The sequence below is a fragment of the Staphylococcus sp. SM3655 genome, from assembly GCF_016917315.1.
GTDB lineage: Bacteria > Bacillota > Bacilli > Staphylococcales > Staphylococcaceae > Staphylococcus > Staphylococcus aureus.
Map to the genome: position 1 here is coordinate 455,223 of NZ_CP070305.1, position 24,220 is coordinate 479,442.

Annotated in this window: 17 protein-coding genes; 11 read left to right on the top strand and 6 right to left on the bottom strand. The window is 34.6% G+C overall.

Going from position 1 to position 24,220, the window contains the following annotated elements; genetic code table 11:
* Window positions 1-152: 152 nt before the first annotated feature.
* A complete protein-coding gene (gene nikA / locus JQN76_RS02365) occupies window positions 153-1,628 on the top strand; it encodes a nickel ABC transporter substrate-binding protein (protein WP_000669650.1) in 1,476 nt (491 codons plus the stop codon).
* A gap of 313 nt (window positions 1,629-1,941) precedes the next feature.
* Here nikA and JQN76_RS02370 read toward each other — a convergent pair whose 3' ends face one another.
* The gene (locus JQN76_RS02370; RefSeq protein ID WP_072433548.1) at window positions 1,942-3,084 is read right to left on the bottom strand and encodes a PrsW family intramembrane metalloprotease; all 1,143 of its coding nucleotides are present in this window, start codon (window positions 3,082-3,084) and stop codon (window positions 1,942-1,944) included.
* Window positions 3,085-3,539: 455 nt separating this feature from the next.
* Between JQN76_RS02370 and fadX the strand changes: the two genes are divergently transcribed.
* The 6 genes from fadX (at window position 3,540) to JQN76_RS02400 (ending at window position 12,023) form a co-directional block, all read left to right on the top strand.
* On the top strand, window positions 3,540-5,102 hold the full coding sequence (fadX, locus tag JQN76_RS02375) for a fatty acid degradation protein FadX (RefSeq protein ID WP_001836753.1): 1,563 nt from the start codon (window positions 3,540-3,542) through the stop codon (window positions 5,100-5,102).
* A gap of 25 nt (window positions 5,103-5,127) precedes the next feature.
* On the top strand, window positions 5,128-6,633 hold the full coding sequence (gene fadD, locus JQN76_RS02380) for a long-chain-fatty-acid--CoA ligase FadD (RefSeq protein ID WP_001008405.1): 1,506 nt from the start codon (window positions 5,128-5,130) through the stop codon (window positions 6,631-6,633).
* Window positions 6,634-6,744: 111 nt separating this feature from the next.
* Window positions 6,745-7,956, top strand: coding sequence for an acyl-CoA dehydrogenase FadE (gene fadE / locus JQN76_RS02385; protein WP_000863505.1), 1,212 nt, complete (start codon window positions 6,745-6,747; stop codon window positions 7,954-7,956).
* A gap of 186 nt (window positions 7,957-8,142) precedes the next feature.
* On the top strand, window positions 8,143-10,404 hold the full coding sequence (fadB, locus tag JQN76_RS02390; RefSeq protein ID WP_000154517.1) for a 3-hydroxyacyl-CoA dehydrogenase/crotonase FadB: 2,262 nt from the start codon (window positions 8,143-8,145) through the stop codon (window positions 10,402-10,404).
* A gap of 29 nt (window positions 10,405-10,433) precedes the next feature.
* Complete coding sequence (locus JQN76_RS02395) at window positions 10,434-11,618, top strand: thiolase family protein (protein ID WP_001154615.1); 1,185 nt, start codon at window positions 10,434-10,436, stop codon at window positions 11,616-11,618.
* 297 nt (window positions 11,619-11,915) lie between these two features.
* Window positions 11,916-12,023, top strand: a complete 108-nt coding sequence (locus JQN76_RS02400) for a hypothetical protein (RefSeq protein WP_031762187.1) — start codon at window positions 11,916-11,918, stop codon at window positions 12,021-12,023.
* A gap of 181 nt (window positions 12,024-12,204) precedes the next feature.
* Here JQN76_RS02400 and coa read toward each other — a convergent pair whose 3' ends face one another.
* Entirely contained in the window at window positions 12,205-14,355 is a 2,151-nt protein-coding gene (gene coa / locus JQN76_RS02405) for a staphylocoagulase (protein ID WP_000744061.1), read from the bottom strand.
* A 189-nt stretch (window positions 14,356-14,544) separates the two neighbouring features.
* Here coa and JQN76_RS02410 point away from each other — a divergent pair, with 189 nt between their 5' ends.
* Window positions 14,545-14,889, top strand: coding sequence for a complement inhibitor SCIN family protein (locus JQN76_RS02410; RefSeq protein ID WP_000211603.1), 345 nt, complete (start codon window positions 14,545-14,547; stop codon window positions 14,887-14,889).
* 162 nt (window positions 14,890-15,051) lie between these two features.
* On the opposite strand, the gene JQN76_RS02415 is transcribed toward JQN76_RS02410, so the two are convergent.
* From JQN76_RS02415 to pflB, 4 genes are read right to left on the bottom strand one after another with little or no spacing between them, the layout of a single operon-like run.
* Window positions 15,052-16,815 carry a glycerophosphoryl diester phosphodiesterase membrane domain-containing protein gene (locus JQN76_RS02415; protein WP_000822606.1) on the bottom strand — a complete coding sequence of 588 codons (1,764 nt, stop codon included), beginning with the start codon at window positions 16,813-16,815 and terminating at the stop codon, window positions 15,052-15,054.
* Between the two features lie 50 nt (window positions 16,816-16,865).
* Window positions 16,866-17,147 carry a hypothetical protein gene (locus tag JQN76_RS02420; RefSeq protein WP_001108303.1) on the bottom strand — a complete coding sequence of 94 codons (282 nt, stop codon included), beginning with the start codon at window positions 17,145-17,147 and terminating at the stop codon, window positions 16,866-16,868.
* Window positions 17,137-17,892, bottom strand: a complete 756-nt coding sequence (gene pflA, locus JQN76_RS02425; RefSeq protein WP_000911657.1) for a pyruvate formate-lyase-activating protein — start codon at window positions 17,890-17,892, stop codon at window positions 17,137-17,139. The genes JQN76_RS02420 and pflA overlap by 11 nt, the downstream gene beginning before the upstream one ends.
* Before the next feature lie 22 nt (window positions 17,893-17,914).
* Entirely contained in the window at window positions 17,915-20,164 is a 2,250-nt protein-coding gene (gene pflB / locus JQN76_RS02430; RefSeq protein ID WP_000894660.1) for a formate C-acetyltransferase, read from the bottom strand.
* A gap of 587 nt (window positions 20,165-20,751) precedes the next feature.
* Between pflB and JQN76_RS02435 the strand changes: the two genes are divergently transcribed.
* The 3 genes from JQN76_RS02435 to JQN76_RS02445 are packed head-to-tail and all read left to right on the top strand — an operon-like array spanning window position 20,752 to window position 24,036.
* Window positions 20,752-21,720 carry a hexose phosphate-binding lipoprotein HptA gene (locus JQN76_RS02435; protein WP_000837116.1) on the top strand — a complete coding sequence of 323 codons (969 nt, stop codon included), beginning with the start codon at window positions 20,752-20,754 and terminating at the stop codon, window positions 21,718-21,720.
* On the top strand, window positions 21,717-23,273 hold the full coding sequence (locus JQN76_RS02440) for a hexose phosphate transport sensor histidine kinase HptS (RefSeq protein WP_000127990.1): 1,557 nt from the start codon (window positions 21,717-21,719) through the stop codon (window positions 23,271-23,273). The genes JQN76_RS02435 and JQN76_RS02440 overlap by 4 nt, the downstream gene beginning before the upstream one ends.
* Window positions 23,266-24,036, top strand: a complete 771-nt coding sequence (locus JQN76_RS02445) for a response regulator transcription factor HptR (protein ID WP_000477518.1) — start codon at window positions 23,266-23,268, stop codon at window positions 24,034-24,036. Before JQN76_RS02440 ends, JQN76_RS02445 begins: the two co-directional genes overlap by 8 nt.
* Window positions 24,037-24,220 lie beyond the last annotated feature (184 nt).

Consider the following 24,220-nt stretch of genomic DNA (forward strand, 5'->3'; position numbering starts at 1 on the left):
TTCTAATATTTATTTTTAAAAAGCATAATTACTACAATTAATTGAAATTTAATGATTACTAAACTTGAACAATATTTTACTTTAACAAAATAAAGTTTTAAAATATTAATTGTTGGGTTTTACATAGTAATTAGAAAGAGAGTGTTAATGAAATGAAGTTTAAAAGACTAGCAACTATATTTTCAGCAGTATTAGTGTTATCAGGATGTGGCTCAATGCATTCATCTGGCAAAGACTTAAATATTTCGTTACCGTTAAAAACAAAGTCTATTGCACCTTATGAAACAGATGTACCAGTTAAGATTGGTGCTGCAGAATCATTATTTAAAACAAATGATCAAGGAAAAATAGAAAAAGCATTAGTGAAATCGTATCATCAACCAAATGATACAACGTTAGATATAGAATTAAAAGATAATATTAAATTTCAAAACGGTCAAAAATTGACTGCAGAAAAAGTGAAATCTAGCCTTGAAAATAGCATGAAAAAAAGCGACTTGGTCAAATATTCATTACCAATATCATCAATTACCGCTAAAGGTCAAAAACTGACAATTAAAACCAACTCCGCTTACCCTGAACTTGTATCTGAATTAGCTAATCCTTTTATGGCAATTTATGATACAGATGCTAAATCAGATGTTAATCAAACTCCTGTTGGTACAGGCCCTTACCAAATAAAAGATTATAAGCAATCTCGAAAAATATCATTGTCGAATTTTAAGGACTATTGGCAAGGTAAACCGAAACTTGATCATATTACTGTGACGTACCAAGAAGACGGCAATAATCGCGTCAGAAATTTAGAATCTCAAAAAGATGATTTAATAACTGATGTCCCAGTTAATAAAGTTCATGACATAGAAAATAATCAAAATTTAAAAGTGTCAAAAGAATCTGGATTTAGAACTTCTTTACTTATGTATAATCATACTAATAAAAAAATGACTAAATCCGTTCGTGAAGCATTAGATCATATCATTGATAGACAAGGTATTGCAGATCATATTTATCAAGGTTATGCGAAACCTGCAACGAGTCCATTTAATGATAAAATTCCATATATTAAAGAACCTAAGTTAACCAAACAAAATATCGAACAAGCAAAAACGTTGTTAGCTAAAGATGGTTATACAAAAGAACACCCTTTAAAAATTAAGTTAATTACGTATGACGGTCGTCCAGAGCTATCGAAAATTGCGCAAGTATTACAATCAGATGCTAAAAAAGCAAATATTGAAATCGACATTAAAAGTGTTGATGACATAGAAGGTTACTTAAAAGACCGTTCTGCATGGGATGCAACGATGTATAGTTTCGGAACAATTCCTCGTGGAGATACTGGTTATTTCTTTAATCAAGCATATAAAAAAGATGGTGCTATTAATAAAGGAGCCTACAATAATAGCAACGTCGATGATTTAATTAATCAATTGAATCATACTGTAGATGTTAAGGAACGTCACAATATTTCTAATGATATTATTAAATTATCAAGTCGAGATGTACCAAACAGTTATATTGCTTACAACGATCAAATAGTCGCTGCTAACTCTAAGGTTAAAAATTATAAAGTAACACCTGAAGGTATCTATTTAATCGATTATCGAACAACGATTGAACGATAAGGGAGTGTGGGACATTGATTTATGTCTCAGCCCTGCTTCAACTATAAAAACCACGCCGAAGTCATCCAATATGATTATGGCGTGGTTTAATTTGCTTATATGATTGTATTAATTTCTGTTTGATGAATTTCAATAAAATAATTATTACATACTTTCAGTGAATCATGTTCATTTTATATAAATCTAATTGTCACTATTTGTTTAACGTGAAACACTTTTTTAACTCCGAAAAGTATTCCTATTCCACTCTTTTAAAGACAAATTATAAAAATAGCTTATGTCACAAACATATGAGCAACATAAGCTTTAATTATTATTCGTCTACTTTTTTCTGTTGTTCTTTAAATTCTTTCTGCAGTAAATTCACTTGTTTTAAACCTGCCCCCATTAAAATGAATACAAGTATCCACACAATAACGATTAAAATAAATATTTTCAACGTATCACTGCCAAGAATCGTTAATGATGTATCCCAAATGCCATGTAAACCAACGGCTGATAAAAAGAATATTAAAAAGCGTTTATCAAAAATATCTTTGAATTCAAAGCCATGCTGTTCTTTCGCAATAACTATTGCAGCACCAACAATCGCTGACCAAACTAAATGACCACCAATCGCAGTCCACGCACGTGTGAAGACAATATCTAATAATGGGACATTTTCTCCTAAAGCGAAATTCAAAATATAACCTGCTGATTCAAAAACTGCGAAACCTGCACCAATAGCAGCACCGATTAATAATCCATTCAAAATCTTATTTGTTTTCAATTTATTGACGAAATAAACAATAATGAGTGCTTTTCCAGTTTCTTCAACTAATCCTACTAAAAATGCATCGAAAAATGTTAAAGAACCAAACCTTTCGAATTGATCACTAAAAACGACAAATCTATATAATACCATCGTACTTAGTAATGAAAATACGCCGCCAATAAAGAACATGATAATAACTTCAAAAATGCTAATATTTTTAAACGCATTTGATTCATAAAAGAAGAACAAACCCGATAATGGTACTGTTAAAGCCCCTATAAAAATGAGACCCGGAATCGCGTTAGTGTTATTAAAAATTGCTGCCATGACCCATAATCCAATAAATGTTACTGTGAAAGCGATGAATACTCGAGAAAAGAGCCATGGCTTCCCCCATTCTTCTGATATGTCACAAATTGCTGGCGTAGTTTTAGCAGTACCCGCTATAAATATTTCATCTGCTTCGTTTTTAGTATGTGGCTTAAATACTTCAGAAAACATATCTTTTAAATTAAGATTTAAGCTTTCATCATTGCCGGCTAGTCTACCGATAGATTTGGTTGCATTATCAAATAAACTTCTTGCTTCATTTTTTAAATCTGTATTTTGCGCTGTTTCATGCGCTTTGGCTTCCATTTGTTTATCGATAGATTCATTATGTATGTCGGACGTCTTAGTTGATTGTGTAATTGCTGATGACATCTCCTCTTCACCTGTATTAGGTGCAACTGATTGCGTTTGTGTTGTCTCTTCTTTTTCTGTATTTCTTCGATGATTAAGACCTTCCATAGACTTACCTACTTTCACTTTTCATAATAAAACTATTTTAATTTAATATTGATGAATTTTCCATATTTTAATATAAATACTTTGTTCGATTGGGCGCTTTGTATTTCATATTTAAAAATCAATACCTATTTAACTTTTTATATTCCGAGCAATATTTTTATATAAGTATTTTAATGATATTCAATTCATTACAAACCCTTGATATTACAATTGTTATCGACCATCAAAATGTGTCTATACTGTGTCTATTATCAGAATAAAAAGATATTTCTAATTGATTTTAAACGTCGTTATGTTATATTTCTTGTAAGGGTTTACACAAAGTGTAAAAACGCTATATTTTATCAAATGTGATGGAGGTGACTTGCTTGAAACAAATCACATGGCACGACTTACAACATATCATTAAAGATGGTGATGTGATTGGTTTACCAGCATTAGCTGTAGCCAACTTACCCGCCGAAGTTCTACGTGCTGTGTTAGCGCAACATGACACATTTCATACGCCCAATGATTTAACGTTTATATTAGCGAATGATATTCATAGTTTAGGTGCCGCACCGGATTTAGATGATTTTATAGAACGTCGCATGATTAAACGTGTCATTATGAGTATTTTAACGGCTTCTTCCAAAACGGCACAAGCAATGAAAAATAATGACATTGAAGCTTATTTTTTACCACAAGGTATCATTGCAACTCATTATCGTCAGAGTAATCAATTATTACCTGGAGTTATTACTAAAATCGGATTAAACACAGCTGTTGATCCTAGATACGGTGGCGGTAAAGTAAATACACGAACAACGGATGATTTAGTTTCATTAGTAACCATCAACGATGAAACATACTTACATTACACATTCCCTAGCGTTGATGTGGCACTACTGAGAGGAACATACGCAGATCAACAAGGTAACATTTATTTAACTCAAGAAGCGTACTTGAGCGAGTGTTATCATGTCGCATTAAACGCGAAAGCCAATCATGGGAAAGTTATTGTACAAGTTAAAGATTTAGTTGACGACTATCAACTAAAACCGAATGAAGTTGTTATCCCAGGAAATCTTGTCGATTATGTATACGTCACAGAAGATGAAAAGAATCACCGCCAAGTAATTCAAAGTCATTATTTACCAGCCTTGTCTGGAGAAGAACGAATTGATGGAATACCTGAACCCGCATTACCTTTTAATAGTCGCAAATTGATTCTCCGACGTGCTGCTCAGTTTTTAACTTATGGCGATACAATTAGCATCGGTTATGGCATCAATAATGAACTCTCTAATTTATTGCATGAAGAATGTGTTGAACATGATGTGCAACCGATTTTAGATGTTGGCATTTTCGGTGGATTCGTTGGGAGTCGTGAACATTTTGGTATGAATTACAATGCAGATGTGCGCATGCCTCATGATCGAGCATGGGATTTTATTTATAACAATGGTGTATCAGTTGCCTATCTTAGCTTTGCTGAGGTTGATCAATACGGCAATGTCAACGTGTCTTACTTCAATGACCGACTAAATGGATGTGGCGGCTTTATAGACATTACGCAATCTGTAAATAAAATTATCTTTTCAGGTACTTTTGTAGCTGGCAGTCATGTCTCATGTCATAATCAACGATTAAACATTGAAACTGAAGGACAAAACCAGAAATTTGTATCAGATGTGAGCCATATCGACTTTAATGCACAATATTCACAATCACTCGAGCAAGAAGTCTATTTTGTTACTGATCGTGCAGTATTCGAACTCACCAATCAAGGCTTGAAACTAATTGAAATTGCACCAGGTCTTGATTTGCATAAAGATATTTTGAATCAAATGGCTTTTAAACCAATTATTGCTGATCATTTAAAATTAATTGATACCAGCATTTACAAAGAAAAATGGGGACAACTTAAACAATCAATTCATAAAGTATGAAAGTGAAGCTAAAGGGGGTATACTAATGAATTTCGATTGGATAAAAACGCGTTCAGACTTCGATGATGACAAGCCTGCCGTTATTGATCACGCAAAACAAACATCTTGGACATACCAACAACTCAATGCACGCGCTGATAATATGGCACATTATTTAACATCTCAAGGTGTTAAAAAAGGCGATGTTATCGGTATTTTTGCGCCAAATGATATTGCAATATTAGATTTATTATTTGCTTGTTTTAAAACAGGTGCGGTTTTTTTACCATTGAATTGGCGGCTTAACCCAAAAGAAATTGCAGCCATTGTGGAAGATGCACAATTAAAACTGCTCTTCTATGCTGAAAAACATTTAAGTTCACTCACCGATATTGACCAAAACTTATTGCATATGGATATTGATGTAGCGCAATATGATGAAATCGTAAATCCAGATTATCACCAACCTTTTCAAGCAACTCCTGTTGAACCACAAGACCTTGCAGCATTAATTTATACAAGTGGTACAACCGGATCACCTAAAGGTGTGATGTTCTCATATGAATCATTCGTTCATAACGGTGCAAACTTAGAGCTAACGTACAAGTTCAATTCAAACTATATTACGATTGTATCAACACCAATGTTCCATGTTTTAGGGTTTAACGATACTGTATTACCAGTATTAATGTCAGGTGGCACACTTATTCTTCAACGTTACTTTAACGGCGAAGAATTGAATGACATGATTGCACAATATCAACCTACATTTATTATCATGATTCCGACAATGTATTATAGTACGCTACGTGCTAGTAATTTTAATCCTGAAAATTTTAAAGCTATGGATTATATCATCCAAGGTGGTTCACAACCATTACCAAGTATCCAAGCAGCTTTTAAACAATATGGCATAAACATTATTAACGGCTATGGTTTAACTGAAGCACCTCTTGTACTTGTTAATACACCGGAAAATTCAAAACGTAAGCCAATGAGTATTGGTAAAGCAGTCATGTTCGTTGATGCACGTATCCTTGATGATAACGGTGAGGAAGTACCTACTGGTGAGATTGGCGAACTTGCAATTAAGGCTAAAAATGTCACGCCAGGATATTGGAATAAACCAGCAGAGACTGCCAAAGCATTTCATGGTCGTTATTTATTAACTGGTGACTTAGCGAAGATGGACGACGATGGCGATATATTTATTATTGACCGCAAAAAAGAATTAATCATAACTGGTGGCGAAAATGTCTTACCATCTGAAGTCGAAAATGCTTTAGCTGAGCATCCACTAGTAGACCGGTGTGTGGTCGTTGGCTATGATCATCCAAAATATGGTGAATCAATTGCTGCAGCCATTATACTTCGCGAAGATGAACCTCATTACGCTAAAATTTTAGATCAACATATGCGAAGTCGTTTAGCAGGTTATAAAGTCCCAAGAATGTATGTACCAGTGACACATATGCCGTTAAACAGTACGCAGAAACCAGATAAACTTGCGATTCGACAAATGATGAATGACAAAGTCTCACAAACACTTTAAAGGTGATAAAAATTTTTGATATTTAGTGTAAGCGTTTACAAATAAAGCGTGTTGTTTTTGAATTAAATGCATTTCACATTAGTATTCATATTATTTTTAGGAGGAATTTATATGGCATTTGAAAAAGAAACGGTCTTAAAAACATTATTTCCTGAAGATGTACTTAGTATTGCTAAAGGTTTAACAGACGGTGAAGTCGAATTTTTACAACAAGTAGATTCATTGCTAGAAAGTAAGTACCGTGAAAATATTAATCAACATTGGATAGACGCTACTGTACCCGAGGACTATTTTAAAGATCTGGGAGAATTAAATTATTTTAACAATCCATTACTTTACAAGGATCGTCCAAACGCCAAAATGCCTAGTCAACTATTTCAGTTTTTCATGTCTTACCTACTCGCGCGATTTGATATTTCCTTAGCTACCCTACTCGGTGTTCACCAAGGTTTAGGGCATAACACTTTCTATTTCGGAGGTAGCAAAGAACAAATTGCGAAATATGTACCTAAATTACAGTCACATGAACTGCGTACATGCTTTGCTTTAACTGAACCAGAACACGGTTCGGACGTTGCGGGAGGTCTTGAAACAATCGCTGAACGCCAAGGCGATACTTGGGTTATCAATGGTGAAAAGAAATGGATTGGTGGTGCACATGTATCTGATGTCATTCCAGTATTCGCAGTAAATAAAGAAACTGGCAAACCCCATTGCTTTGTAGTCAGACCAGAACAAGATGGCGTCGATATTGAAGTCATTGATAATAAAATCGCACTTCGCATTGTTCCTAACGCACTAATTAAATTAACTAATGTCAAAGTAGATGAAGCGGATCGCTTACAAAACATAACAAGCTTTAAAGATATTGCCAAAATTCTTTATTCAACGAGAGCAGGCGTTGCTTATATGGCTACAGGTGGTATGGCTGGCGCTTTACGTGCCACATTAGATTATGTCACTGAGCGTAAGCAATTTGGCAAACCAATTAGTAAATATCAGTTAATACAAGAAAAGCTAGCAATGATGCAAGGTAATTTAGCTCAAGCAATGGCAACATGTGCTCAATTAGCTAATATGCAAGCACATGGTGAATATGACGAGGTTGCAACTTCAACGGCGAAGATGATGAATGCCTTACGTTTGCGTGAGACAGTAGCTATGGGCCGCGGTATTACAGGTGGTAATGGCATACTAGCTGACGATTATGATATTGCACGTTTCTTCTCTGATGCAGAAGCGATTTACACGTACGAAGGTACACATGAAATTAATGCCTTAGTAATTGGACGCGCTTTGACTGGAGATTCTGCTTTCGTATAAATAGCAAAGAATTATATGAGATGCATTAATTTCACTAAAAAAAGACTTATTTTAAGCATAAAGCTTTTTCCTTAAATAAGAGGCTAAGATGACTGTCAAAGATACTTAATTAATTTTATAAAATAGCAACGTTATTCCAATTATCTTAATGGTTATCTTATCCTCAACTAAATTGGAGGAATCACTATGACAATTAATAAAGTAACCGTTCTTGGCGCAGGCACGATGGGCGCTCAACTGGCAGCACTCTTTGTGAATGCTGGACTTAAAGTAAAACTATTAGATATTGTAGTGGACAAAAACGATCCAAATCTCATTGCGAAAAAATCTTACGATAAAATTACAGATAAGAAACGGCCGCTACTATTCGACTTAAATCTAGCGAGTCATTTAACATATGGTAATTTTGATGATGACTTGGTAAATGATGATGCTGATTTATATATCGAAGCAGTCAAAGAAGATATTGAAATTAAGCATGCTGTTTGGCAACAAGTTCTACAACATGCTAAAGAAGATGCTTTATTCGCTACAAATACATCAGGTATTCCAATTAATGCGATTGCTCAAGCATTTAACGAGAAGGATCAAGAACGATTCTTTGGTCTACATTTCTTTAACCCACCACGTATTATGAAATTAGTGGAGTTAATACCTACGTCACACACGAAGGAATCTATTATATTAGATGTAAAAAATTTCGCGCAAAATGTGTTAGGTAAAGGTGTCATTGTCGTCAATGATGTGCCTGGCTTTGTCGCAAATAGAGTCGGCACGCAAACAATGAATGATATTATGTATCGCGCCGAGCAACACAAGATAAGCATTGTAGATGTGGATGCTTTAACTGGGCAAGCGATTGGTCGTCCTAAAACAGGTACATATGCGCTATCTGACCTAGTCGGTTTAGATATTGCAGTGTCTGTAATTAAAGGCATGCAACAAGTACCTGAAGAAACACCTTATTTTCATGATGTCAAAATTGTAAATACGTTGTTTGACAATGGCGCACTCGGACGTAAAACGAAACAAGGATTTTACAAAAAGGATAAAGAAACTAAAGCTCGACTTGTTTACGATGTTGAAAAACAAGATTATGTACCTGTATCGCAACCACAATTACCAATTTTAAATGAATTTAATAAAGACTTAGTGCATAACCTTGATACCATATTCAATGCGCAAGACGAAGCGGGACTATTTTTATGGGAGACATTACGTAATAATTTCTATTACTCTGCTATCAATGTACCTAAAGCTACCGATGATTTCCGAGACATAGACCGTGCGCTTGTCTGGGGGTTCAACTGGAAACTTGGTCCATTCCAATTATGGGATGCAATGGGATACGAACGTGTTAAAACACGTATGGAAGACGAACTTGGAGACTTACCACAATGGATTAGTGATTTAGATGGTGGCTTTTATAAACAAGATGAGACCATTGAATATGCAACACCTATTTCTCACTTCGTAAAAGATGAACTTTGGGATAAAGGTGATGCCAAACTTTCCGTAACTCATGATGATCAACTGTTACTGAAATTACAAAGTAAAAATAATGTCATTACCGATGAATTCAACGATGCGTTAGTTGATGCCATTGATTTACTGGAAAATGAACATTACACAAGTATGGTCATTTATGCAGATGGTAACAATTTCAGTGTGGGTGCTAACCTTTTCTTAATGAAAAAGGCGCATGAAGACGGTCTTGTAGATGATGTCGTTGCACAATCAATTGATAAATTACATTATAGCTTTAATCGTTTGAAGTATAGTTTGAAACCAGTAGTCACAGCTGTTCAAGGTCGTGCCTTAGGCGGTGGCTGTGAGCTTGTACTTTACTCACCTATTGTTGTCGCTGCAAGTGAAACATATATAGGTCTTGTTGAAGCAGGCGTTGGCTTATTACCGAGTGGCGGTGGCCTTGCAGAAATGGCTGATCGCATATTACGCACATCGCATAAGTTTGATGACAAACAAGCTTCCATGACAAAAGTACTGACGAATATCGCATTTGCGAAAGTCTCTACAAATGCCTTTGAGGCACGTCGTTATAGTTATTTACGTGATACAGATACGATTATTTTCAATACAGCACAACGTGTCGAAGTTGCGCTCAAACGTGCGAAATATGAAGCAGAAACAAACTATATTCCGAATCCTAGACATCAATATATCGCTTTAGGTGAAGACTTCAAAGCATTGATCCAAGGACAATTAGATGCGCAAAGACGGGGGCATTTTATTAGCGACCATGATTATCATATCGCCTTAAATATCGCCACAATTTTAGCGGGTGGTGATTTACCAAGAAATACATTTATCAATCAACGTTACATTCAATCGTTGGAGAAAATTGGCTTTATTGACTTACTAAAATCTAAAAAATCATATGAAAGAATTTCACATATGTTAAAAACTGGTAAGCCATTACGTAATTAAAAGATAGTCATTAAGAGAGGATGATAACCATGCAAGAAGCATACATTGTAGCTTATGGGCGTTCAGCCGCAGCAAAAGCAAAGCAAGGCGCATTATTCCACGAAAGACCTGATGATGTCGCAGCCAAAGTATTACAAGGCGTATTGAAACGTATTGACGGAAAATTCAATAAGAATTTGATTGAAGATGTCATTGTTGGTACGGCTTTTCCAGAAGGATTACAAGGACAAAACATTGCACGAACGATTGCATTGCGTACGGGATTATCTGACACGGTACCGGGTCAAACAGTGAATCGCTACTGCTCATCAGGATTACAAACCATCGCGATTGCAGCCAATCAAATTATGGCTGGTCAAGGAGATATACTTGTAGCTGGTGGCGTTGAATTGATGAGTGCCGTACCAATGGGTGGCAACGAGCCCACAAACAATCCAACCTTACAATATGATGATATAGGTGCGTCATATCCTATGGGTTTAACTGCTGAAAATGTAGCATCCCAATTTGACGTATCACGCGAAGATCAAGATGCTTATGCTGTCAGAAGTCATCAACGTGCCTATGACGCACAACGTGATGGTCGGTTCAAAGATGAAATTATTCCAATACGGGTAAACTCAGTTGAATATACAAACGCAGGACCAAAAGTACACACAAATATCTTTGACCAAGATGAATTTATACGCCCTGACACCACGATGGAGGCATTAGCCAAATTACGTACAGTATTTAAAGCTGACGGCACTGTGACTGCGGGAACATCTGCCCCACTTTCTGATGGTGCAGGATTTGTAGTTTTAATGTCTGGAGATAAAGTGAAAGAACTAGGCGTGACACCTATTGCACGATTCGTTGGTTATAAGGCAGTAGGCGTTGACCCGAAAATTATGGGTATTGGGCCTGCATATGCGATTCCTGAAGTATTGTCACTCAGCAATCTATCTGTTGAAGACATTGATTTGATCGAATTGAACGAAGCATTTGCTTCTCAAACGATTGCATCTATTAAAGAAGTAGGTCTAGATATATCACGTACGAATGTGAATGGTGGCGCTATTGCTTTAGGTCATCCATTAGGTGCTACAGGGGCAATGTTAACCGCGCGTTTACTTAATGAAATGGGTAGACGTCCCGATAGCCGTTACGGCATGGTTACGATGTGTATTGGTGTCGGCATGGGTGCAGCTGCTATATTTGAGTATGTGCGTTAGAATGGTTGATTTTGGATGAAGCGGATTCGTTAGGTTATTGAATGAAGTAGGCTGAAGTTGAAGCGGGTTGAAGCAATTTCGTTTTATTAATGAAGCTGTGTGAAATATAGTGATTGAACAAAAAAGTGGTTTAATGGGATGGTGGTTATTTCCGTTTTAGAATTTAACATTTACACGTCTAATTTTAATCATTGTTTTAAATTTTATGAATCGAAGCCCTTTGATTTAATAATATTTGCTAATGCTAGTAACTTATCTGATTGTTCATGTTTAAAATAAAGAAAACCACTCACATCAGTGTGTGTTCGAACTAGACTTGTAAGTTCCAGTTCGGTACGACTTTCTAAAGCAATTATTATTGCTGTGATTGTCGTATATCACTTAGATGTGCGTGGTTTATTTTAATAGGTTAGTAATATATTAGGTCATGTTATGTTTAAGACTATAATGAATAAATAATTTAGAAATATGCTTCCGATTGTTCGATGCTTTAATTCAGTTAGAAGCATCATAGAATGCATGATTACTGTTGTATAGATACATAATTCTTTGTATTGACTGTATGTCTTTGGATAGAGTTATAAATTTATTTTGTTACTCTAGGCCCATATGTCGCAGTACCATCTGCATGTGTTGTTACGTTATATGCGTTTGTTTCGCTTGGCTTTTTTTGTGTCGGGCGAGCGCCATATGATACTTGACCATTTGCATGTGTTGTTACGTTGTATGCATTTGTTTCGCTTGGCTTCTTGTATGTCGGGCGAGCTCCGTATGATACTTGACCATTTGCATGTGTTGTTACGTTATATGCATTTGTTTTGCTTGGCTTTTTTTGTGTCGGGCGAGCGCCATATGATACTTGACCATTTGCATGTGTTGTTACGTTGTATGCATTTGTTTTGCTTGGTTTCTTGTATGTCGGGCGAGCTCCGTATGATACTTGGCCGTTTGCATGTGTTGTTACGTTATATGCATTTGTTTTGCTTGGCTTGTTTTGTGTTGGGCGAGCCCCATATGATACTGTGCCATCTTGATTTGTCGTTACGTTGTATGCGTTTGTTTTACTTGGTTTCTTGTATGTCGGACGAGCACCGTATGACACTTGGCCGTTTGCATGTGTTGTTACGTTATATGCATTTGTTTCTGATGGCTTATTTTGTGTTGGGCGAGCGCCATATGTTACTGTGCCATCTTGATTTGTCGTTACGTTGTATGCATTTGTTTCACTTGGCTTGTTGAATCTTGGTCTCGCTTCATATCCAAATGTTCCATCGTTGTATTCACGGATACCTGTACCAGCATCTCTATATTTCACATACTTAGGTGTTTTGTTAAATTGCGGTCTCGGACCATATTTTGAAGCTTCTGTTGTTTCAGTTGCTTGAGGTTTAACTTCAATATCACTTGATTCTCCTTGAGTACCTTTCAACGTTGATTCAGTACCTTGTGGTTTTATTTCAAGTTTAGATGAGCTACCTTCAAGACCTTCTAAAATAGGGTCCGTTAACGGTGGGTTTGTATAATTATTGCTTAATGATGGGCCGCTTTGTTCCATTGTTGGGAAATCTGGACCTTGAACGATTTCACCTTGTAACGTTTTATTTTCCATAGTTGGATAGTCTGGACCTTTTACAATTTCACCTGTAATTGTGCCCTGTGGAATTTTAACTAATGGCTGTGCCACTGGTTGTGTTGTTTCTTCAGCTTTATCAACTGTAGTTTTATCCTCTTGCTGGTTTCCAACTTTAGGTAATTGAGGTTCTTCAACTTTCTTCTCTTCTTTTACAACATGTGCTTTTGTTTCAGCTTCACCATATGTTTTGACAGTTTTAGTTTTCCAAGAATTATCAGCCTTAGCAACCGCATCTTTAGTTTCTTTAACTAAAGCATCGAAGTTACTTTTATTCTCTTTTTTCTTAGTAAAGTCATGAATTCTAGGATCGTATTTCTTTATCGTTGTAGGTCTGTTTTGATTAGTATCTATAAAGAAATCATCAATGATTGAATTTAAATCTTTCATCATTTCATTTTTAATTCTTTCATTCGTAATTCGGTTAGGGTTATCAGAATCTCCAAGTATTAAATCCATTTTCATTCTAAGTTCTTTCGCATTTTCTCTATAATTCTGGTCGCCATAATACGTAGCTACAAGTGTGTCTATTTCACAAACAAAATCGTATATATCATCTGTAGCCTTAGTTTCTCTAGTTTTGTCAAAAGACTTCAAATCAGAATTTTGTAGTTGAACTTCGCTTACATTTTTACGAAACTCTTCTTCCGCATCTTTCAAAGATTTAGAAATCTCATTGTATTCTTCCATAGTTAGATTATATACACTAAATTCATGGAATGTTTGCATTTTTGGATAAGTTGGGTTTATCTCTTTGTGCTTTTTATACCACTCTTTATATTTCTCATACAGAGCTTTCTTTTTCTCCAAAAGATATTGATCTTCTGACAAAATTCTATCCATAAACTTATCTTTTGCATCTTTATATTCTTTCTCACCATATTGATACTCTTCAATTATTGCTAATGCTTTAGAAAATTGTGATTCTAGACTATCGATTTTCCCCCAAAAGTAACCATTAGAAATCGGTGTCCCATTTTTACTCCCAGCATTAACTTGTGATTTCCCATTATAATCCTTTGTTACTATCGCATCTGCTTTGTTATCCCATGTAAATAAGCTAGATGCAACTGCTAATGCGCCTAGCGAAATTATTTGCTTTTTCATAATTTTTTAATTCCTCCAAAATGTAATTGCCCAATCTACATTAAAGAAACAAAATATTAAAAGACATTAACTATATATTAACTAGAATAAACAAAGCATTAACTATCTTTTTGTTATAGTTAATTAGCTTTGCAATATACAATAGTGTATAATTTTTTTGATTAATGTACATCAAAGGAGTAACAAAGCATGACAACACAAATGAAAATCAAAACATATTTAGTTGCTGGTATTAAAGCGGCGCTCCTTGATACGACTGGTATTAAATTAGCAAGCAAATCTGAAACTACATCACATACGTATCAACATCAAGCGCTTGTAGATCAATTACATGAATTAATAGCAAACACTGACTTAAATAAATTATCGTACCTAAATTTAGATGCGTATCAAAAACGCGACATTTTAGCTGCGCACTATATTGTTAAATCAGCTATACGCACTAAAAATTTGGATCAAATGACTAAAGCGAAACATAGATTAGAAAGTATTTACGATTCAATTTCTAACCCTTTGCATTCACAAAACAATTAATAATTCACCAATAAATCATGTAAGTGTTTGTGACGCCAAATTGCCTTATAAATACTTGACACATGTTTATAAACGAATAAAACAATCGCTCATGCCATAGGCGCAACATTAAAAAGACCTCTGAAAGTATCATCTTGATAACTTTAGAGGTCTTTGTTTATATTATTCAAACAAAATTCTTATAGAACGATCGAAGTATGTTTCGTCTTTCTTTTCTTCTTTAATCTGATCAGCTAATGCTGGGTCATCTGTGATAATACCATCAACATTGGTTTGTAAGTATTTCGTTAAATCTTCTTCGCCGTTAATAGTCCAAGTATAGACTTCTTTATTTTCCAAGTGCGCTTGATTAACAAGTCTTGGCGAATAAGAAAAATCTTCGATGACAAAGAAATCTAATGATGTTTCTTTAAAATGACCAAACTGCAACGGAATGATATAACCACACTTGAGATATGACGCTTCTTTTTTCAACTTAGTCATCACATCATAATCCAATGACATCACACGATATTGATGTTCAACACCATGCTTTTTCAAAATATCAATAACACGTTGTGTATAATCTGCTGGTTCTTTACCATGTGGCTTTAACTCTACTAGTAGCTTCACATTTGATTGTTTAGCCGTTTCAATAAATTCGTCTAAGGATACAAGTTTTGCTTCATGTCCATTTTGACGCATTTTCAAACCGACGACATCTTTGAAATTAGATTCAGAAATATTTTTATTAACACCTGTTAAACGTTTCAAATTGTTATCATGACTAACAACAAATTGTTTATCTTTCGTCATAATTGTATCTAACTCAACGTATTCGACATTCGCTTTTGCAGCAGCTTTCAATGACGGAATAGAATTTTCAACGCCTTTATCTTCGAAACCACGATGGCCAATAATGGAGATATTTGTATTGATAGTATTATTGTAAAGTAAGTACATGTTATAACCGATAAAACATGTCACTGCAAGTACCATTGAAATTATAAAGAACCTAGACTTCCGTTTCGGTTTTGGGTATTTAAATTCTAAGCCCGGTTGGTCTAATACATTCTCTTGTTTTAAGTGCAGTACTAACACACTGATTAATGATAATTTCGTAAATAAATAATAGAAGAACAATGCGCTTTTCAATACAACAAATAAAATTGATGAGACTAAAAACTTATCTCCTTCTTCATCTACACAAATAGCAAGATATGTTGCTCCTGAAATAATTAATGTTAAAATCGCACCAATGATGAGTTCCAATATAACTATTTCTATAACAAGTCGAAACTTATTTCGCTTCGTAATTTGCCAACTTAGTCTCATATTTTTAAATAACGACTGGCGGTTTAAAATCGTTAACGGTAAAGTAAATATTAATTTAAAGTTTAATATAAATACAGCAATCATAAAGGTACCGTAAATGATTATACCTTTCGTCGTTTTCATAAGTTCTTCCGTTAAAAATTTAGGTATGTAAATATTTTTTGTTAATACTGAACTTAGTCCTAGGTTGGCAATGGGTATCATTAACATTAAATAAATGACAAAGAAAATAACTGGTACACCTACGAGTTTACGCACATTTACAAAGGCATTTTTAAAAATGGATTTAAATGTAATAATCTGTCGATCAAAGCCGGCATAAATCATATAAACTAACAATGAAAACTCTACATAAATCAGAAAAGCAACACTTAATATGAATATAATAAGAAGTATCACACTGGCAGGATGACTTACGATTTCCGTCCAATTGTTAATCGTAAGTTGGCTTTGCCCAGCTACTTTTAACATCATATTAAATAGTAAAATTAAGTATGTACTACTAATAAAAATCATGATTAACTGCAATAGTAAGGCATTAATGCTAAAACGCCCTTTATTTTGATACAGTAATTTAAATACTGCCCATATATCTTTACTAATTCTCTTCATAATCACGCTCCGCATTGCTTTAATATTAAGTTTCATCTTAATATTTTTCATTACTCAGGGTCAATAAAAATTTGAAAAGACTCATATTCATATGCAAGTATCAAATAATAACCCATTCGATGATATTGGAACCCCACCTTTAACAAGACATCACATTCTTTATCAGCATAGCTACTTACAAAAACGTCTTCCTTCAACCATTGTAGAAGTTGTCTCATATACTTACTACGTCTTGCTAATACTCTATACTCAATTGAAAAAGAAGCATATGCCCCTTCACTCTTGAAGTTGCATATGCTTTCTTTTCGGTCTGAATTGTATTTATAATTCAACGGGAATTTTCCCTTTGAAGTTAACATAACGGTAGGCTGCTTTAACAGCTTCATCATCGGGCGCTTCGACATCTTCTAATTCATATGCAATGCCCAATGTTTTCCACTTATGAACACCTAACTGATGATATGGCAGAATTTCAAACTTTTCGACGTTATCAAGAGAATTAATGAATTCCCCTAGTTTAATTAAATCGTCTTTATCATCAGAATAACCAGGCACAAGGACATGTCGAATCCATACAGGTTGTTTCATATCTGACAGTTTGCGCGCGAAGTTAAGGATGTGTGTATTAGGCTTTCCTGTCAATCTAATATGTTTGTCATTATCAATATGTTTTATATCTAATAATATCAAGTCTGTATGTTTTTGTAATTCTTCAAAATGCCTTTGAAATGCTTTTGTATCATTAGCACATCCAGCCGATGTGTCTAAGCAAGTGTGCACACCATTTTCTTTTAATTCCGCAAATAATTTTTCTAAGAATGGCATTTGTAACAATGGTTCGCCACCACTGACTGTTACACCGCCACCCGATGCATCAAAGTATGGTTTGTATGGTAATATTTCATTCACCATTTCATCAACTGTGACTTCTCTTGATGGCTCACTAATTTTCCAAGTATCTGGATTGTGGCAATACAAGCATCTAAGTAAGCATCCTTGTGTAAATAATATATATCTTAATCCCGGTCCATCGACAGTACCTAAACTTTCGACAGAATGTAAGTGTCCCTTAAGCATAGTGCTCCCACCTTAAATTTTGTTACATACTTTCATGGAATGTACGAGAAATTACATCTAATTGTTGTTCACGTGTTAATTTAATGAAGTTAACAGCGTAACCAGATACACGGATTGTTAACTGTGGATATTCTTCTGGATGTTCCATTGCATCTATTAATGTTTCACGGTTAAATACGTTAATATTTAAGTGGTGACCACATTGCATTGCGTAACCATCTAACATACTAGTTAAGTTACGGTTTTGATCTTCTGGTTCTTTACCTAATGATTTTGGTACGATACTGAATGTATTTGAAATACCATCTTTACAGCAATCGTAAGGGATCTTAGCTACAGAACTTAATGAAGATAATGCACCTTTTTGGTCACGGCCATGCATTGGGTTTGCACCTGGAGCAAATGGTTCGCCAGCTTTACGTCCGTCTGGTGTGTTACCAGTTTTCTTACCGTATACAACGTTTGAAGTAATTGTTAATACACTCATTGTATGTTCTGAATCACGATATGTTTTATGACTACGTAATTTAGTCATGAAGCGTTCTACTAAATCAACTGCGATATCATCTACACGGTCGTCATTGTTACCGTATTTAGGGAAGTCGCCTTCGATTTCAAAGTCTACTACAAGACCTTCTTCGTTACGAATTGGTTTAACTTGTGCATATTTAATTGCAGATAATGAGTCAGCTGCTACTGATAAACCAGCGATACCTGTTGCCATTGTACGTACAATTTCTGTATCATGTAATGCCATTTCAATACGTTCATAGCTGTATTTATCGTGCATGTAGTGAATAACATTTAATGAGTTAATGTAAACACCTGCTAGCCAATCCATCATTTGATCAAATTTCTTGAATACTTCGTCATATTCTAATACTTCGCTGTTAATACCTTCGAAGTTTGGACCAACTTGTGCACCAGATTTTTCATCTTTACCACCATTGATTGCGTAAAGTAATGTTTTAGCTAAGTTCGCACGTGCACCGAAGAATTGCATTTGTTTACCAATTGTCATCGCTGATACACAACATGCGATACCATAGTCATCGCCATAGCTTTCGCGCATAATGTCATCATTTTCATATTGGATAGAACTTGTTTTAATACTCATTTTTGCACAGTATGTTTTGAAGTTGTCAGGTAAACGTACTGACCATAATACTGTTAAGTTTGGTTCTGGAGCTGGACCTAAGTTATCTAATGAGTGTAAGAAACGGAATGAGTTTTTCGTAACAAGTGGACGTCCGTCGATACCTACACCACCGATAGATTCAGTTACCCAAGTTGGGTCTCCAGAGAATAATTCATTGTAATCAGGTGTACGAGCAAATTTAACAATACGTAATTTCATGATGAAGTGGTCAATAATTTCTTGAACTTCGCTTTCAGTAATAACACCTGCTTTAAGGTCACGTTCAGCATAGATATCTAAGAATGTTGATGTACGACCTAAACTCATTGCTGCACCGTTTTGTTCTTTAATTGCAGCAAGGTATGCTAAGTATAACCATTGAACTGCTTCTTTGAAGTTTTCTGCTGGACGGCTTAAATCGAAACCATATTTTTGTCCAAGTTCTTTTAATTCTTTTAATGCACGATATTGTTCTGATAATTCTTCACGTAAACGAATTACATCTTCTGACATTTCTGTAGACATCGTGTTGAAGTCATGCATTTTTTCTTCCATTAAGAAATCTACACCATATAAAGCTACACGACGATAGTCACCGATAATACGTCCACGTCCGTATGCATCAGGTAAACCAGTGATTACACCTGCTTTACGGCAGTTCAACATTTCTCTAGAATATGCATCGAATACACCTTGGTTATGTGTTTTACGATAATCTGTAAAGATTTTTTCAGTTTCTTCGTCTAATTCGTAACCGTAAGCTTCACAAGCTGCTTTCGCCATACGAATACCACCGAATGGTTGCATTGAACGTTTGAATGGCTTTTCAGTTTGTACACCTACAATTGTTTCTAAATCTTTGTCTAAATAACCAGCATCATGAGATGTGATTGTTGAAGCTACTTTCGTGTCCATATCCCACATGCCGCCACGTTCACGTTCTTCTTTCGATAACTGCATTACTTGTTCCCAAAGTTTAGAAGTTGCTTCTGTTGGTCCTGCTAAAAATGAATCATTACCTTCATAAAGAGTGTAGTTTAATTGGATAAACTCTCTTACATCTACGTGTCTGTTCCATCTTCCATTTTTAAATCCTTGCCAAGCTGTTGCATGATTTTTATTTGTTTCTAACATACTAAACGCCTCCATCTGTATAATGTTGTGAATTTGAAATGCTATGTTAACGTTTTCATAGTCATTGTAGCATGTTTGTTGTGATTTTTTTCACATAAATTATGTACAATTTTCATCAAATGTATGTCAAAACATAGAAACTGTACTAATTTGTGTAACAGTAATATGCTAATTGCATTCTGTTACACAACAGTTATAATGTTCACTATTTTCATTGCTTTAAAAGTTAATTTAGGAGTATATATTTGTTTATAAAAAATGATTGTTGATAAGCGTTAAATCAACACTTAGAAAGATTTACTTTTATATATGAAGAGACTGGATTAAATACTTTTATTGACGTAAAAATATACTTTTGAACCGTTCAATATCTTGCCGTTTTTTATATAACAGCTACAAATAAAATATAACAGTTTGATTTTACAGCCTCGGTAAATCGTCTTGACAAACAATAATTTTGTGCTATCACAACATTTGCAACGTCTTAACAAGTCATCTATAAACATTTCTAAATATTTAACATTACTTATGCGTCATTTATTGCTAAAATTATTGTATTAAAATATACATAGAATTGATGGGATATCATGAAATCAAAAATTTATATCTTGCTATTATTTCTCATTTTTTTATCATCATGCGCTAATACGCGTCACTCTGAATCAGATAAAAATGTATTAACAGTTTATTCTCCGTATCAATCAAACTTGATTCGTCCAATTTTAAATGAATTTGAAAAACAAGAGCATGTCAAAATTGAAATCAAACATGGATCTACTCAAGTACTGCTTTCAAACTTGCATAACGAAGATTTTTCGGAGCGTGGTGACGTCTTTATGGGTGGTGTGTTATCAGAAACAATTGATCATCCAGAAGATTTTGTTCCCTATCAAGATACATCTGTAACACAGCAATTAGAGGATTATCGCTCGAACAATAAATATGTTACTAGTTTTCTATTAATGCCAACAGTTATAGTAGTGAATTCAGATTTACAAGGAGATATTAAGATTCGAGGTTATCAAGATTTATTACAACCTATACTTAAAGGTAAAATTGCGTACTCAAATCCAAATACAACAACGACAGGCTATCAACATATGCGCGCTATTTATAGCATGCATCATCGAGTAAGTGATGTGCATCAATTCCAAAACCATGCGATGCAACTGTCAAAGACGTCTAAAGTCATTGAAGATGTTGCAAAAGGTAAATATTACGCAGGTCTAAGCTACGAACAAGATGCACGCACATGGAAAAACAAAGGTTATCCTGTATCAATCGTTTATCCAATTGAAGGAACAATGTTAAATGTTGATGGTATTGCTTTAGTTAAAAATGCACACCCTCATCCTAAGCGTAAAAAGTTAGTGCAATATTTAACAAGCCGCTCAGTACAACAACGATTAGTTGCAGAGTTCGATGCCAAGTCAATTCGAAAGGATGTTAGTGAACAAAGCGATCAGTCTATCGAAAATCTTAAGAACATACCTTTAATACCGAAATCTAAATTACCGGACATTCCACATCATAAATTTTTGGAGATGATTCAATGACGGCATACAAACCTTATAGACATCAATTGAGACGATCGTTATTTGCGTCTACTATTTTTCCAGTATTTTTAGTCATTATTATTGGACTAGTAAGCTTCTATGCCATCTATATTTGGATTGAGCATCGTACGATTCATCAACATGTTGATGAAAGTCAGTCATCTTTACATCACACTGAAAAGCAGATTCAGACATTTATTACACAGCATAATAATTCGTTTCAAGAGCTCGATTTAACAAATCATCATGATGTTACCGCTACAAAACGTGAATTATTAAAATTAATACACCAACAGCCCGCAACACTTTATTATGAATTATCTGGACCAAATCAGTTTATAACCAATAATTATGAACATTTAAACACTAAAAATATGTATTTATTTTCAACGCATCAGCTTAAATTCAATAATAGTACATATATGCTTAAAATTTATATGGCTAACACCCCACGTTTAAGTGAAATTAAGAAAGATAGCCGACAATTCGCACTTATCGTTGATCAATATGACAATATTTTATACGCCAACGATGACCGTTTTACTATAGGTGAAAAGTATAGACCGCAACAATTCGGATTTATGAATGAATCTGTAAAATTAAACCATGCTGACCATCGTCTCATTATTTATAAAGATATACATGAAAACATTGAAGATGGTATCACGTTGTTAATTGTTATGGCCGTAGTTCTTGTTTTACTAGTAATATTTGGTTTCATTAGCGCAGATAATATGGCTAAACGACAAACAAAAGATATCGAAACGATTATTCAAAAAATTTACTATGCCAAAAATCGTCATCTAGGTACATATACGCCTTTAAAAAACAACAGTGAACTAGAAGAAATTAATAATTATATTTACGATTTATTTGAATCAAATGAGCAACTGATCCATTCTATTGAGCATACAGAACGTCGCTTGCGTGATATTCAGTTAAAGGAAATAGAGCGCCAATTCCAACCTCATTTCCTATTCAATACGATGCAAACAATACAATATTTAATTACGTTATCTCCGAAATTAGCACAAACTGTGGTCCAACAATTATCGCAAATGTTACGTTACTCATTACGTACAAATTCACATACAGTGGAATTAAACGAAGAGCTGAACTACATTGAACAGTATGTTGCGATACAAAACATCCGTTTTGATGACATGATTAAGCTCCATATCGAAAGTTCTGAAGAAGCGCGTCACCAGACAATTGGTAAAATGATGCTTCAGCCACTCATAGAAAATGCTATTAAACATGGTAGAGATACTGAGTCATTGGACATTACTATACGCCTGACATTGGCACGTCAGAATTTACATGTTTTAGTTTGCGACAATGGTATCGGGATGTCGTCATCTCGCCTGCAATATGTACGCCAATCTCTTAATAATGATGTATTTGATACTAAGCATTTGGGATTAAATCATTTACACAATAAAGCAATGATTCAATATGGTTCACATGCACGACTTCATATTTTTTCAAAGCGTAATCAAGGTACGTTAATTTGTTATAAAATACCACTTTCAAGGGGGAATGTAGATGTTTAAGGTAGTTATTTGTGATGATGAACGAATTATTCGAGAAGGATTAAAGCAAATCATTCCTTGGGGAGACTATCATTTCAATACAATATACACTGCTAAAGATGGTGTTGAAGCATTATCACTAATTCAACAACATCAGCCAGAATTAGTAATTACTGATATTCGTATGCCACGTAAAAATGGCGTCGATTTACTCAATGATATTGCGCATCTAGATTGTAATGTCATCATATTATCGAGTTACGATGACTTTGAATATATGAAAGCCGGCATTCAACATCATGTTCTTGATTATTTATTAAAACCAGTAGACCATGCACAATTAGAAGTTATTTTAGGAAGACTTGTCCGTACCTTATTAGAGCAACAATCACAGAACGGCCGTAGCTTAGCACCTTGTCATGATGCCTTCCAACCATTATTAAAAGTAGAATACGATGATTATTATGTAAATCAGATTGTTGATCAAATTAAGCAATCTTATCAAACGAAAGTGACTGTTTCAGATTTAATTCAACATATCGATGTTAGTGAATCGTATGCGATGCGAACATTTAAAGATCATGTTGGTATTACAATTGTCGATTATTTAAATCGCTATCGTATTTTACAATCTCTGCAATTGTTAGATCGACATTATAAGCACTATGAAATTGCAGACAAAGTAGGCTTTTCAGAGTATAAAATGTTTAGCTATCATTTTAAAAAATATTTACAAATGTCGCCAAGTGATTATTGTAAGCAAGCAAAATATATTAACAAATAACTAATGATTATGGCGCCTCCATTTTGTTCTATGAAAAAGCGGACTGCTAGAGAAGTTTTCACTTTTCTTTCAGTCCGCTTTTTAGAGAGTTTAAATATAAAACAATACTCCCTACAATATCGACACCGCTATATGTCTTTATTGTAAGGAGTAAATTCATTGAGTCACCCTAAGTCGGGCAAAT